This is a genomic window from Streptomyces sp. NPDC031670 (assembly GCF_055580545.1).
This window is the reverse complement of record NZ_JBVILC010000003.1, coordinates 355,243-367,407: the sequence shown is the minus strand read 5'-3', so window position 1 is coordinate 367,407 and position 12,165 is coordinate 355,243. Positions and strand designations below refer to the sequence as shown.

Annotated in this window: 15 protein-coding genes; all 15 read right to left on the bottom strand. The window is 68.6% G+C overall.

Annotated elements, in window-relative coordinates; genetic code table 11:
* Positions 1-2: 2 nt before the first annotated feature.
* Complete coding sequence (locus ACZ5ID_RS08750; protein WP_468894799.1) at positions 3-1,169, bottom strand: site-specific integrase; 1,167 nt, start codon at positions 1,167-1,169, stop codon at positions 3-5.
* 75 nt (positions 1,170-1,244) lie between these two features.
* Positions 1,245-1,457, bottom strand: a complete 213-nt coding sequence (locus tag ACZ5ID_RS08745; RefSeq protein WP_468894797.1) for a helix-turn-helix domain-containing protein — start codon at positions 1,455-1,457, stop codon at positions 1,245-1,247.
* A gap of 318 nt (positions 1,458-1,775) precedes the next feature.
* On the bottom strand, positions 1,776-3,311 hold the full coding sequence (locus ACZ5ID_RS08740; RefSeq protein ID WP_468894795.1) for a YfjI family protein: 1,536 nt from the start codon (positions 3,309-3,311) through the stop codon (positions 1,776-1,778).
* A gap of 11 nt (positions 3,312-3,322) precedes the next feature.
* Positions 3,323-4,255 carry a bifunctional DNA primase/polymerase gene (locus ACZ5ID_RS08735; RefSeq protein WP_468894794.1) on the bottom strand — a complete coding sequence of 311 codons (933 nt, stop codon included), beginning with the start codon at positions 4,253-4,255 and terminating at the stop codon, positions 3,323-3,325.
* 83 nt (positions 4,256-4,338) lie between these two features.
* Positions 4,339-4,626, bottom strand: coding sequence for a hypothetical protein (locus ACZ5ID_RS08730; protein WP_468894792.1), 288 nt, complete (start codon positions 4,624-4,626; stop codon positions 4,339-4,341).
* Between the two features lie 21 nt (positions 4,627-4,647).
* Complete coding sequence (locus ACZ5ID_RS08725) at positions 4,648-4,986, bottom strand: hypothetical protein (protein ID WP_468894790.1); 339 nt, start codon at positions 4,984-4,986, stop codon at positions 4,648-4,650.
* Positions 4,983-5,591 carry a hypothetical protein gene (locus ACZ5ID_RS08720; RefSeq protein WP_468894788.1) on the bottom strand — a complete coding sequence of 203 codons (609 nt, stop codon included), beginning with the start codon at positions 5,589-5,591 and terminating at the stop codon, positions 4,983-4,985. Before ACZ5ID_RS08720 ends, ACZ5ID_RS08725 begins: the two co-directional genes overlap by 4 nt.
* 9 nt (positions 5,592-5,600) lie before the next feature.
* The gene (locus tag ACZ5ID_RS08715; RefSeq protein WP_468894786.1) at positions 5,601-5,789 is read right to left on the bottom strand and encodes a hypothetical protein; all 189 of its coding nucleotides are present in this window, start codon (positions 5,787-5,789) and stop codon (positions 5,601-5,603) included.
* A 23-nt stretch (positions 5,790-5,812) separates the two neighbouring features.
* Entirely contained in the window at positions 5,813-6,064 is a 252-nt protein-coding gene (locus ACZ5ID_RS08710) for a hypothetical protein (protein ID WP_468894784.1), read from the bottom strand.
* Between the two features lie 140 nt (positions 6,065-6,204).
* The gene (locus tag ACZ5ID_RS08705) at positions 6,205-8,415 is read right to left on the bottom strand and encodes a cell division protein FtsK (protein ID WP_468894782.1); all 2,211 of its coding nucleotides are present in this window, start codon (positions 8,413-8,415) and stop codon (positions 6,205-6,207) included.
* Between the two features lie 97 nt (positions 8,416-8,512).
* Positions 8,513-8,899 (bottom strand): RRQRL motif-containing zinc-binding protein, encoded by a 387-nt coding sequence (locus ACZ5ID_RS08700; RefSeq protein WP_468894780.1) that lies wholly within the window; start codon positions 8,897-8,899, stop codon positions 8,513-8,515.
* Positions 8,899-9,963, bottom strand: a complete 1,065-nt coding sequence (locus ACZ5ID_RS08695; protein ID WP_468894778.1) for a DUF2637 domain-containing protein — start codon at positions 9,961-9,963, stop codon at positions 8,899-8,901. The genes ACZ5ID_RS08700 and ACZ5ID_RS08695 overlap by 1 nt, the downstream gene beginning before the upstream one ends.
* Complete coding sequence (locus ACZ5ID_RS08690; RefSeq protein WP_468894776.1) at positions 9,960-10,613, bottom strand: GGDEF domain-containing protein; 654 nt, start codon at positions 10,611-10,613, stop codon at positions 9,960-9,962. Before ACZ5ID_RS08690 ends, ACZ5ID_RS08695 begins: the two co-directional genes overlap by 4 nt.
* Entirely contained in the window at positions 10,610-10,930 is a 321-nt protein-coding gene (locus ACZ5ID_RS08685; RefSeq protein ID WP_468894774.1) for a hypothetical protein, read from the bottom strand. Before ACZ5ID_RS08685 ends, ACZ5ID_RS08690 begins: the two co-directional genes overlap by 4 nt.
* Positions 10,931-11,019: 89 nt before the next feature.
* A complete protein-coding gene (locus ACZ5ID_RS08680; RefSeq protein WP_468894772.1) occupies positions 11,020-11,793 on the bottom strand; it encodes a DUF4097 family beta strand repeat-containing protein in 774 nt (257 codons plus the stop codon).
* Between the last annotated feature and the right edge of the window lie 372 nt (positions 11,794-12,165).

The following is a 12,165-nucleotide window of genomic DNA, read 5'->3' as shown; positions in this document are numbered from 1 at the left end:
GGCTACTCAGGCTGCTCGGACGGGAAGATCTCGTCCATCGCTTCAGCTCCGTCCGTGATGACCGGCCGAAGCTGCTTCCGGTAGACGCGCTCTGTCGTTTGAGTCCCACTGTGCCCGACCACCCTCGCGATCACCTCGATCGGGATCCCGTAGTCCGAGAGCAGAGAAACGAAGCTTGTCCGCAGCTCTCGCGTAGTCCAATCCTTCGGGTTCTCGAATCCAGCGCTCTTGAGTAGAGACCTGAAGTTGTCGAGGACGTTGTGCGAGTGTCGCTGCTCGCCATCAAGCGGGAACACGAATTGATCCTCGTCCCACTCGCTGCCTGCCTCGGCGCAGCTACGCATCTGGCGTTCTTTGTGCGCTTGCAAGACTGAAGCCGCCTGGTAGGGCATCGTCAGTGAGCGTCTGCTCTTCTGTGTCTTCGTTTCTCCGTTCCGACGCACTGAGCGCCAGACGTCGACGTAGGGCCTCAAGTCGGAGTCCACCACGAGGTGTACATTCTTCCACTTCAGCGGTCGGGCCTCTTCGGTTCGCACACCGACCAAAAGTGCAAGGACGACGTAGGCATGGATCCAGGTGCCTTGCTTCGCCTGGAGGACAGCCTCCGCCTGAGCCAGTGTGAGCGACTTACTGGGCCTACCGGGCTTCCCTTCGGGTAACTCAACCAGGTCGACAACGTTACGCACGGCTTTGCCTCTGCGCTGCGCGTGACTGATGGAGCGCCGGAGGATTGAGCGCACCATTTTGAGCGATTGCTTGGAGAGGACTTTCGCCTTCCTGTCGAGCCATTCGTCGACATCGTCCGCTTCCAAGTCTCGCACCTTCGCCCGGCCTAGGTCCGGTACAACGTGGTTGCTGGCAAGGCTGCGGTAGGTGGCCACGCTAGAGAGTTCGCGCCCCTTCAGTCCGCGAGCGAACCAGTCCTCTACGGCCTGGGAGACGGTGTAGTTGACTGGCGTCTTCCCCCCGGTGCCCAGTTCCTTCTTCAGAAGCTTAAGCTTCTGACGCACCTCCGTTTTGGTCTTCCCTGAGACCTTGGGCCTGTTGCGCTTACCGGCTGGCGTGTACCCGAGCGAAACGGCGCCAATGTATCGGTTCTTGCTGCTGTCCCAGTAGATCGAGTCTTCGCCGTTTGGGGCCTTGCGTGGGCCTTTGGGCTCTTCGTTCACGAACGCATGCACCTCCCATGCCGGCCGGGGCCGCGCCCTGAAAGGACGCGACCCCGGCTGACTCTCATCGCTGTGTCAGTTGGCGTCAGTCATCGCCTCGCGCTTGAGGAGTTCGATGTACTCCTCCAGGTACTCGGCCGGCACGCGCCGCGCATGGCCGCGGCCCACCGTGCGGAGTCGCCCCCGGCGTATCTCCTCGAAGACGAACGAGCGGCCGTAGCCCAGTACTTGGGCAGCGTCCTTGATCTTGTGCAGGCGCTTGTCGAGACCCTCAACTTTCATGACCATCGGGCGGGGTACTCCTCATGTCTCTCGGGCGAGGACGGGACTCGCCGTGCCTTGCTCCTCGGAGGGGCGCCACAGAAACCACGAAATACACAGAAAACCAGGGCAGGTGGCCTGACCTGCGGGAACTCCGATGGAGGTGAGCCGCCACAGAAACCGCAGGAAGTCCCACAGAAATAGAGGGGCCGGGGCGGGCCCGTATTTGTGTGGGACTTCTGCGGGTTTCTGTGGCAGCGGTCAGCCTCCCGCCGCTGAGCGTGTTTGCGCAGGTCGGAGGCGGGGCCGCGTTATTTCTGTGATTCTGTGGTTTCTGTGGCGGGGTCAGGCGGTGGGTTCGCTCAGCTGCGGGTGGATGAGGTAGCGCGGGGAGGGCGGCCGGCCGCGTCCGCCGGTGCGGTGAGCGGGCTGAAGCCTGATGTATCCGTGGTCTTCGAGCAGGTTCAGCGCGGGGTCGAGATCGGCGACGGTGGGGAACTCTGAGCGGGAGAGCTTGACCATGAGGTCGCGTTTGCTGATCTCGGACCACTCGCCGGTGCGCAGCAGGTCGTAGACGATGCGGGCGCGGTTGGCGGTGTGGTCGGCACCCATGAGGTCGAAGACCGCGAGGGCGTGGCCGGTGAAGTAGTCCGAGAGCTTGACCGCAGCGCGCATGGTGTCGGCGGTGATGGGCTGAGTGTGGCCGTTCTCGATGTGCGTGGCGAGGTGGAGCAGTCCGGCGAGGCGGCACGTCGCGCCCCCGAGCTTCGCGGCCCAGTTCCCGATGTGCCCGAGGTCTCCGCCGCGTTTGCGTAGCCGCGGTTCCTGCCGCTGCTCGTAGGTGACCAGCGCATCGTTGGCTTCGGGTGAGAGCTGTAGTACCGCTGGGTCTGTCCAGTCCGCGAGGGACATGGTCAGCGCGATAACGCGTTCCTCGTAGGTGTCAGCCACCGCGTCGGGAATGGTGTCGGGAAGGATTTTGCGATGCCCCACGAGGGAGGTCGGCAGCGAGTACAGGAACCGTGCCAGCAGGCCTCTGTCCCCTGCTCCTTTGATGCGGCCGATGTCTTCTAGGACGGACGGCTGCACGGTCAGTCCCATGGTCAGCGCAGGGGCTTCGATGAACTCCTCACGTCCCCGGCGGTCCACGCGCAGCCGGTCACCTGCCTGGCCCCGGAGGAAGACCTCCATGTTGGGGGTGCCTGAGTAGCGCCCGGCGATGATGTCAAAGATGCCGCCCTCGGCGCTCATCACCGCGAGCCTGCCGCCCTGTTCGGCCAGCAGCGAGGCAATAACCTCCGGGGTCGCGTCATCGGCCAGCAGACGGGGCTTGGCGGGCACGGTGAGCGATTCGGCGGTCTGCGCGAGGCTGATGGCCTCGGCCACGAGCTGATCCCGTTTGTCGGCGTCCGCGCGGGCCGCCTTAGTGGCAGCACTCTCCGCGACCTCCTTAGCGAGCTTCGCCGTGATCTCAGCCTCGATGATCGTGCTGGCCGAAGCGGCGGCCAACAGCGCCTCTGACTTGTAGAGCGGGTTTGTCATCAGCGAGAACACGGCCGACTTCCGGTTGCCCGGCGGCAGCGCGACGACCACGAACGCGTTCGTGGGTTCCCGCCACCGACCCCGGACGTGGACCACCGCGCGGCCCCCGGCAGCCGTCGCCAGCACCGCGAGCGCGAGCGAGGCGGCCATGTCCACCGGCGTCTGCGTCTCTTCCGCAACCGCACTCACGAAGTCCCCGAGCCAGGCCGGGAAGACCTCGGTGGGGAAGGCGGGGAGCTCCCGGCGGGCGGTGAGCGGGATCGGCTCTTCCCACGGGGCTGCGCCTGCCTGCTGTGCGTCCAGGGCTTCGAATCCGGCCCACAGTTCCGAGCTGTCCACGGGCTGTGTCCTCATGCTGCACTCGCCTCCAGTGCGCCGCCGCGGACGAGTCCGGAGCGGATCGCGGTGCGGCACTCTCCGGCGGGCAGGCCGATCGACTGCCCGGTACTCATGAGTTCGCCGGTGACGGCGGCCTCGGTGAGATCGCCGTTGCGCACCATCCGTGCGAGGGCGTAGGCGGCGAAGTACACAGCACGATTACGACCGCCCTGGCGGGCGGACAGCACCTTTTCCAGCTCCCCGCGCAGCGCTGCGGTGCTGTAGGCGGTGGCGTTGCGCATGCGGGCCGACAGCTCTGCAAGCGGCATCGGGGCCGGTGCGGGCTGCGGGGTGAGCAGGTCACCCAGCCACGCAGGGAGGGGGGCGGCAGGGGCGTCGTGAATGATCTCGTACGGCGCTCCGCCCACGGTGCTGCCGGCCGCAACCACGTACCCGCCCCAGGCCCGGGTGTCGACCTTCCACCCCAGACTGCCGCCCGTGCTGCGTAGCGTCTTTCCCTCCGGGGCGGTGAAGTACAGGTGCAGCCCGCCACGGCGGGTGCGCACCGTGTACGTCTCGGTCGGCAACCGCTCCCCCGCGCGCTCGCACAGCACGGCGAACACGTCCAGACCGTCCGCCGCGCCGAGCTCCGCCCACTCGGGCGGCGCGGTGTCCGAGTCGTCCTTGGGGATGTCCAGGTCCACCACCACAAGCTGGGCGGGGCCGGTGGCGATGCCGACGTTGTAGGGCGCCGCCTGCCAGCACGTCGTGATGTGCCCGGCCTCCAGGGTGGCGCGCTGCTCCGGGATGCGGTGCCCCTCCGCGCACCGGCCCGTGCGGGGGCAGTCCCGCTCGGGGTGCCCGGCGGGCCGCTTGTCCCCGGGCCGCAGGGGGAAGACGGGCCAGCCGCGCTCAGCGGCAGCGAGTGCGGCGCGCAGCAGCGCCCGGGCAAGGGTTGATGTCATGCTGTAGGTCTCCTGTTTCTGCGAAGGGACGGAGAACCGGGGCGGTCGCGGTCTTTGGCGAGAGGCGACCGCCCCGGGCGGATCTACAGGTCGGTGAGCGCGTGGGTGGGGATCTCGTAGATGTAGAACACCTCGTTCACGTCCCACCAGTGACCCGGGGTGTAGTGGATGTAGGCGACGTGCAGGGCGCTGCCGTCACGGCCGGTGAAGGCGTAGACGTTCACCGCGTCCACGGCCTTGGCGCTCTTGCGGGCCTTGCGGATGCCCGAGAGGGCCGCGTACAGGCTGATCGGCTCGGGGCGGTAGTTGGCCCCATCGACCTGGGTGTACATGGTGGCGGTTCGGGTGTTCGTGCCAGTGCTGGTGTTCATGGCTGGGTGGTCCTCTCGGGGTTAGAACGGCGGCTGGTTGTGGGTGCAGTTCGGGTCGGTGCACCACGGGTCGTGCGGCAGGTGCCGGCGGCGCAGCCAGGCCGGGTGCTCAGGTAGCCAGACGAAGGCCAACGGCAGGAACGGGGCGCAGTGGCAGTCGTCATAGCCCGGCTCTTCCCGGCCGTAGACGCCGCACTCCACCTCTCCCTGGCCGTCGCAGGTGGTGCAGTGCGGGTCGGGCAGGCGGTGCAGGGCGAGGATCGGGCGGGGGCCGATCTGACGCCCGCCGCGACGGGTGGCGACCCAGCCGCCCCAGTAGCGGACCGCCAGGCGCTTGCGGGCCAGCAGACGTGAGATCACCAGTCCTCCTTGGCGGTGTGAGTGGCGGGCAGTTCGGGCAGCCCGGCCCGGATGAGCTGGTCGGGGTCGAAGCCGGGCAGGGTGGCGCGGGTGATGAGTGCGGTGGCGAGCTGTTCGGCGTAGGCGGCGCCGGTGCGGGCGACCTCGATCTGCGCTCCGGCGCGCAGGGCTTCCATGCGTTCCACGTGCGCGTGGGTCTCGCGCCGCTCGATGGTGTGCCGCTCGTGCGCGATCGTGTCGCGGCGGTCGGTGCGCCAGTAGCGGGCCGCCAGCCCGTACGCGACGATGGTCGTCAGCGCCCACAGCAGCAGCGGTAACGGGATGCCGTCCGCGTATCCGGCGACACCGGCCAGAGCGAACCCGCCCGAGGCAGCGAACGCGGTTCCGGCAATCACGCTGTCACCGGCGCGACCGGCCGATGCGAAAGCGCCGGCCGTCGCGGCCCCGGTGGCGAGGACGACCATGAGGGCGGCGTTGCCAACAGAGTGTTCGGCCCCGTTGGCGTTCCAGATCCGGCCCAGGATCAGCACGGTGGAGGTGGCCAGGGCCGGGGACGCCTTGGGTGCGGCGAGGGCGAGCCAGTGACGGGCGACGATCGGTTCCATGGCGTCCTCCTACTGGGTCGGTAGAGCGGTGATGAGGGCGCTCATGAGGTCGTTGACAGTGCTGGCGGCGCCAGTGGAGGCGAGGTAGAAGCCGAACATCGTGGCGATGAATGCGCCGCCGACGCCGACGACCTTGAAGCGGAGCATCACGGCCAGGGCGACGCCGAAGAGCACGACGAGGGAGATGGTCAGACCCATGGCGGGCCTCCTTCAGGGTGGGGTCAGCGGGTGCCGTCGCGGTGGATGCGCATGGCGACGTTGAACAGGTGCCGTCCGACGCGGATGCGCTTGCGGTCGCCTCGGCAGCGGCGGCAGGTCTTGCCGGGCTTGAGGCGCCCGCGGCGGTCCTTCTTGAGTGCGTAGCCGAAGCCCTTGCACTTGCGGCAGTTGCCGAACGGGCTGGACGCACACAGACCGACGTAACAGAGCGTGAACAGCAAGGTGAGCAGGCTGGCGGTGGCTATGAGGGTCACCAGGGGCTCCCAGGGGCGGTTTCGGGATGCGCGAGGGGCAGCCTGCTAGGCACTAGCAGGCTGATCAGGCATTGTTTGGGGTACTAGCGGGGGTGCTAGACCTAGCGGGGGCGCCCGCTAGGTCTAGCGGGCGGGTGCGACTAGCCCGCATCCCGCTTTCCGTCACGCTCCGCAATCGCGGTGGTGAGCTTGGCGCGTTCAAAACCGCGCCGGTTGGCGCCCTTGCCGTCCTCGGTCTTGCCCCACACCTGGCCCGTGGGGACGCCGTACGGCTTGAGTGCGGAGGTGAGCTGTTCGGCCTCCCAGCCGCCGTAGACCTCCGGCCGCAGCTCCGCCAGGCGCGTCGCGGCGACCTCGTTCCACACCTTCGGCTCCTCCACCGGCACGACCGCCAACAGGTCGCCCAGCAGGTCGTAGCTCGCGGACGCCTCCACCTCCGGGGCCTGCCCGGCGGCGTGACCGGTGAGGCTTCCGGCGTCCTCACGCAGCTTGCGGGCCCGCGAGGCGATGACCTCGGCCATGACCGCGTCCACGTACACCGAGCGGACGATACGCGCGTCACTGCCTTCGCCGACGAAGTAGTGGATGCCCTTGTCACCCCAGGCGAACATCGTGGCCCGCACCCCGCGCTTGTAGGAGCCGGTGCCCAGGACCATGTCGTTCTCGATCTGGCCCATGACCTTCATGCAGAACCGGGTACTCGCGTTGGCGCTGATCCCGGTTGGCAGGGACTTGGAGTCCGGGCGTTGGGTAGCCAGCAACAGCGTGATACCGGTGGCCGGGCCCCGCTTGACCAGGTCGGTGCAGATTTCCTCGAACTCCGCCCCGTACTTGGGGTGCTCGAACCACACCTGGCACTCATCGCACCCGACCACGATCGGGTGCAGACCGAGCTTCTTCATGCTGGCCAGTTGGGTGGTGACCTTGGACTCGGGGCAGATGTCGCGGGGCAGGGAGCGAATCATCTTCGCCCGGCGGCGCAGTTCCTCACGCAGCGCGCGCAGGTCCTGGATCGCGTACTCGATGTCCTCGTCATCCTCGCCGGCGCGGTGGCGGTGGGAGCACTTCTCCCCCACCGGGTCCAAGTCGCCGGTGCCCTTGAGGTCGTAGGTGTGCAGCTCGGCACGCGGGTCCAGGGCCGCGATCAGCAGCAGCAGGCGAAGCAGGAACGTCTTGCCCATGCGGGGGATGGCTCCGACGATGCCCGCGATATACATCAGGGTGACGTCCACCCAGCGCCCGCGCTGGTCGGTGCCGAATGCCACCGGCTTGAACAGGTCAACCGAACCCGCCTTGGCCAGCGGCCAGGCCGGTTGCTTGGCCTTGGACATGTCCTGATCCCCGACCCACAACACCAGACGCCCCGTGTGCTCATCCGGCACCGCCTCGGGCCACACGCACCCAAGCGGGCGGCGCAGACCGGAAGCGAGCCGGTCGCGGCGGTCCATCACGTCTGAGACGGTCACGCCGTACGGGAGGTCACCCTCAGCGCGCCAACCGGGGCCGTCCCGGGTGATCGGGGCGGTGAACACGAACCCGTCCCGGCCCTTGGCCACGGCCTGATTGATCTGCGAAATGCTGAGCGCGGCCAGGGCGCGCAGCACGATGTCACTGGTGAGCTTCTGCGCCTTGGGCAGCTCCACCGCCCGGTTGATCACCGGCGCGTCCGGCGACTCCCCGGCGTAGCCCAAGGCCAGCAGCACGGCGCTGACGGAGACGGTCATGAGCCAGGCCGGGGCCAGCACGTACAGCGCGAGCGCGGCACCCAGACCGATGAACGACGCCAGGACCATGACCAGGGTGCGCAGCCGTACGCGGCCGTCGCGCTGGCGGGAGAGCTTGAGGTAGGTAGCCGCGTCCTCCTTCTGCACCATCGCCAGGCGTACCGGCTCGCCCTCCTTGTCGGCCACCCACCGCATGGTGGAGCCGACGAACTTCGCGGCCCCGCGCGGCGACTGGAGAGCCAGCCGCGCGGCGTAGGCCGGGGAACGGAAGGCGTGGTACCCCGCCATGTGGCCGTAGTGGCGGGCCACCCAACCGGCAGCCGTCTTCAGTTCGGCCGTGGACTTCAGCCACTCGGGGACGACCTGACGGCGCCGGGCGCCGGCCAGCCGACCCAGGTAGCCGGGCCCCTTCTGCGAGGCGGGGCCGTCCACCATGACGCGGGCGGCCGGATCACCCGGCTCCGGGGTGGGCTTGGGTGCGGCGGGGTCGGCCGACTCGCGGGCAGAGCGGGCCTTGTCCAGGTCCACCACGTCGGCCCCCGAGTCGGCCCCCGAGTCGGCTCCGGAGTCGGCAGCCATGTCGGCTTCGAGCCGGTTGAACAGTTCGCTTTCGTCGTCGTGGTTCACTGCTGATTCCTTCCGAAAACGGGAGAGGTTAGAAGGGCCCCGGACGGCGCTTTGGTAGGCCGACCGTCCGGGGCCCGCTGAACGAAGTCGGGCGGGTTCAGGCGGCGAGCTGTGGGGCATCCGCGCAGGTCACGCACATGCCGAGCGAGGTGGGGATGCGGTACCCGGCATCCCGCCGGCACTCGGGGCACACCCGCAAAGCGGCGTTCGCCTTGGCGAGCGCCGCCCACTTCGCGGGCGTCATCGGCCGGACCGCTTTGGCCAGGTCAATGCGGTAGAGGTAGGCGACGCGGATCGGGCTGGTGCCCTTTCGCCAGTAGCGGCGCGAGAACCACAGGACCTGAGCGGCGACGTCCTGCCCGCCGGGCCGAAGTCCCGCGGCACGGAGCTGACGGCGGGTCGCGTAGCCGTCCGGGGCCATGCGGAACGGGAACGTGGGCACCCCGTAGCGGACACCGGTGGGGTCGTAGAAGCGGCTGGCCATCAGGCCGCCTCGGCTTCACTCGCGTCGCCCTCGGCGTTCTTGAACTCCTGATAGCGGGCGGAAACCCAACCCACCGACCAGCCCGTCACATCGGCGCTTTGACGGACCGAGCGACCGGCGGCGAATGCCACACGCGCAGCCTCACGGGCGGCGTCCTCGGGGAGCTTGTTGGCCTCGCCCCGGCTGTTCACCGCCTGCGGCACGGGCTGTTCACGCGGCGCCCGCTGCGGACGCGGGTGGTGTTCACGAGCGGTGCGGGCTCGCTGTTCACGGGCTTGGCGTTCGGCGCGCTCAACGGCCTCCCGCTCCTCCTTCTTCGCCTGTTCACGGTCGGCCCGCTCCTGCGCATATTTGCGGAGACGTTCGCGTTCCTCGCGCTCCTCACGACGCTGGCGTTCCTCACGGTCCAGGCGTTCGCGTTCCATACGTTCGGCGTGCTCACGAGCCTCTCGGCGGTCTTCCGCCTCGCGTTCCAGGCGCTCGCGCTCCATGCGTTCGGCGTGTTCACGGGCTTCCCGCTCGGAGCGTTCACGGGCGGCTCGCTGCTGTTCGCGTTCCTCGCGCTGGCGCCGTTCACGGGCTTCTTGCTCCTGGCGTTCACGCTCGGCCTGCTCTTGCTGTTCACGGTCGATCCGTGCCAGCGCCCGCGTGATCGCCCGGCGGTAGGAGAGCCCCGCTTCGGCGGTCACGATGAGCAAGAGTGGAGCGACGCAATGAACAGCGACGCCGACGAGATCACCGCCCAGGGCGGAGTCCCCGATGTTCAGGCCGATGGTCATCAGCCCCGTCATCCAGCGCAGCACCGCCGGCCACCGCCCACTGTCACCGCCCAAGCGGGCGACGGTCGAATCCAGGCGGACCACGATGACGACGGCGGCGTCCACCACGATGGGCAGGATCGGAGCCGTCCACCCCCAGCCGCTGGGGGTGACCCGCTCCACGAGCGGGGTGACGGTCAGGACCGAGAAGACCACCGCACCGAAAGTGATCGCCCACGTGCCGATGGACAAGGTCCTTTCGGCTGAGCGGACCTTGTCCGCGGTCATGGTCGCAATGCGCTTCATCCGGCCGCCTCCGCTGCGCCGGAGGTGCCACGGCGTCCGGCGCGGCGGCCGTTGACCGTCGCGCACTCCTTCTCAAGGCTCAGCGCGGTCAGCCACGGCGCCCCGATGCGCTTGGCCCGGTACATCTGCTCATCCGCCAGCCGCAGCAGCTCGGAGAGATCCGCCACGTCGCTGCGCGGGTCGAAGCCAACGGCGCCGATGGAGGCGGTGACCTCAAGGGTGAGATCCCCAATGTCCACCGGCCGTTCCAGTGCCTCGGTCAAGAACCGGAGCGCCCGGCTGAGGTGGCCGCGACTGTAGAGGGGCGCGACCACGGCGAACTCGTCACCGCCGAGGCGCCCCACCACGGCGGAGGTGTTCACGGCCCACTCGCGCAGACGCAGGCCCGTGGCGCGGATGACCGCGTCCCCGGCGGCATGCCCGTACGTGTCGTTGACCTGCTTGAAGTCGTTGAGGTCGATGAGATAGACCGCACTCGGCCTCAACGTGAGGTGACGCTCGGCGCGCTCGGTGAACGCGTCGCGGGCCCACAGACCGGTCAGCGGGTCGCGGCGCGCGTCCTCGATCCGGCGCCGCAGCCGCAGGCTGTGCAAGGACCACCCGGCCGCAAGCGGCAGGGCGGCGACCAGAGCCGTCAAGGCCTGACTCATGCCGCAACCTCCCCGGCCTGGGTGGAACGGCCGGCGGAACGGGCGGCGTGCAGGAACGGCACCGTGCGGGTCAGCGCGTCGGCGTACAGCGCGTCCCACGCGGCAACCTCGTCGCCCCCCTCGCCCTGCGCGGCCAGCTCCTTGATGACCTCCCGGGCCACGTCCAGGCGGGCCGCCCGCTCCTTGGACGACTCCGGAGTAAGCGGGCCCCGGAACAGCTCCCGGTCCATCCCCAGGGGCAATTCGTCGAAGCCGAGCGCCAGCTCCTCGAACTCGGCCGTGTTCAATACCTGCTGGCTGCCGATGTACGTACGCATGCGGATCTCTCCTGAAAGCGCGAAGGGAGCCGGGGCAGCCTCGGTCTTTGGCGAGAGGCGGCCACCCCGGCAGAGGGGAAGAAGGGGAGTCAGCGGGTGCGGACGTCGCCGCTGACGCTGCGGGCGCTGACGCGCAGGCCGCGTCCGCCGCTGACGGTCACGTCACCGGACACACTGTTGGCGCGCACGGCGCCGGACGCCTTGAGCGTCGCGTGGACCTTCACGTCACCAGACGTGGTGACCAGCTCCGCGCTGTTGCCGCTGTACAGGTCCACGGCGATGTCGCCGGATACCGAACGGGCCGCGATCTGCTCAGCCACCCGCCAGACGGTCAGGTCGCCAGAGGTGGTGGAGGCGTTCACGGTACTGGCCCCGTCGACCTGCAAGTCACCGGAGGTGGATCGGAACTCCACACGGTCCACCTCACCGTCCACGACGGCATCGGCGGACTGGGAGACGACCGCGAGCGAGGAGTTCACCGGGAGTGAGACCCGAGCTTCGATCTCGCTGACCCGGGTCATCGTGTCCGTGCCACCGCCAGTGACGACGCGGCCGTTGATAACGGTGATGCCGGTCACCGATCCGTCGGTGCCCATGCTCTGCGTGATCCGGTTGCCCCGGACGCTCTGCATCATCACGTTGCCCCGGATCGCGGGTACCTCCACCGCGATGGTCTGGCCGTTCTCGGTGATGCGGGCCGCGTTCACCGCGTCAGCGGCCGGACCCGAGGTGTCAGCGGTCCACAGTGTCACCCGGGCGTGGGTGAGGCTGTCGAGGACCTGCACGTGGACGCTGCCCATGGGAAGGTCCAGCCCCAGCACGACGGGGCCGGTGGAGTTGGAAACGAAGGTGCGCTCAGTCATTGCGGATCTCCTTGATTCGCGAAGGACGGAGCCGGGCGGTCGCGGTTTTTGGCGAGAGACGACCACCCGGCAGGAACGTGCTGAGCGAGCCGCGCCCCCGAAGCCCGGGCAACGGCGACCGCTCGTCAAAGACGAGTGGCCATGGCGGCTGACGCCTCCGAAGACGGAGGCGCCAGCCACCAAAATCACTCGTTCTTGGCACACTGTTCAGTTCTCAAGGAACCTCCACCCCCAGCCCGTTGGCGTGCGACAACGTCGCCTTCCCAGGTCTTCCGGCTGGTGCGGGGTACTGCGGTTTCGCTCGGCTCCGCCGGTCCAGACGGGCACTGTCGCCATGAGGTACATGTATTACGTGTTCCTCATCATGCTAAG

Excerpts from the sequence above, each read along its gene's own strand:
- ACZ5ID_RS08690 (WP_468894776.1), bottom strand. The coding sequence starts at position 10,613 with ATGAGTCAGGCCTTGACGGCTCTGGTCGCCGCCCTGCCGCTTGCGGCC.
- ACZ5ID_RS08685 (WP_468894774.1), bottom strand. The coding sequence starts at position 10,930 with ATGCGTACGTACATCGGCAGCCAGCAGGTATTGAACACGGCCGAGTTC.
- ACZ5ID_RS08700 (WP_468894780.1), bottom strand. The coding sequence starts at position 8,899 with ATGGCCAGCCGCTTCTACGACCCCACCGGTGTCCGCTACGGGGTGCCC.
- ACZ5ID_RS08735 (WP_468894794.1), bottom strand. The coding sequence starts at position 4,255 with ATGACATCAACCCTTGCCCGGGCGCTGCTGCGCGCCGCACTCGCTGCC.
- ACZ5ID_RS08745 (WP_468894797.1), bottom strand. The coding sequence starts at position 1,457 with ATGGTCATGAAAGTTGAGGGTCTCGACAAGCGCCTGCACAAGATCAAG.
- ACZ5ID_RS08720 (WP_468894788.1), bottom strand. The coding sequence starts at position 5,591 with ATGGAACCGATCGTCGCCCGTCACTGGCTCGCCCTCGCCGCACCCAAG.
- ACZ5ID_RS08715 (WP_468894786.1), bottom strand. The coding sequence starts at position 5,789 with ATGGGTCTGACCATCTCCCTCGTCGTGCTCTTCGGCGTCGCCCTGGCC.
- ACZ5ID_RS08695 (WP_468894778.1), bottom strand. The coding sequence starts at position 9,963 with ATGAAGCGCATTGCGACCATGACCGCGGACAAGGTCCGCTCAGCCGAA.
- ACZ5ID_RS08680 (WP_468894772.1), bottom strand. The coding sequence starts at position 11,793 with ATGACTGAGCGCACCTTCGTTTCCAACTCCACCGGCCCCGTCGTGCTG.
- ACZ5ID_RS08730 (WP_468894792.1), bottom strand. The coding sequence starts at position 4,626 with ATGAACACCAGCACTGGCACGAACACCCGAACCGCCACCATGTACACC.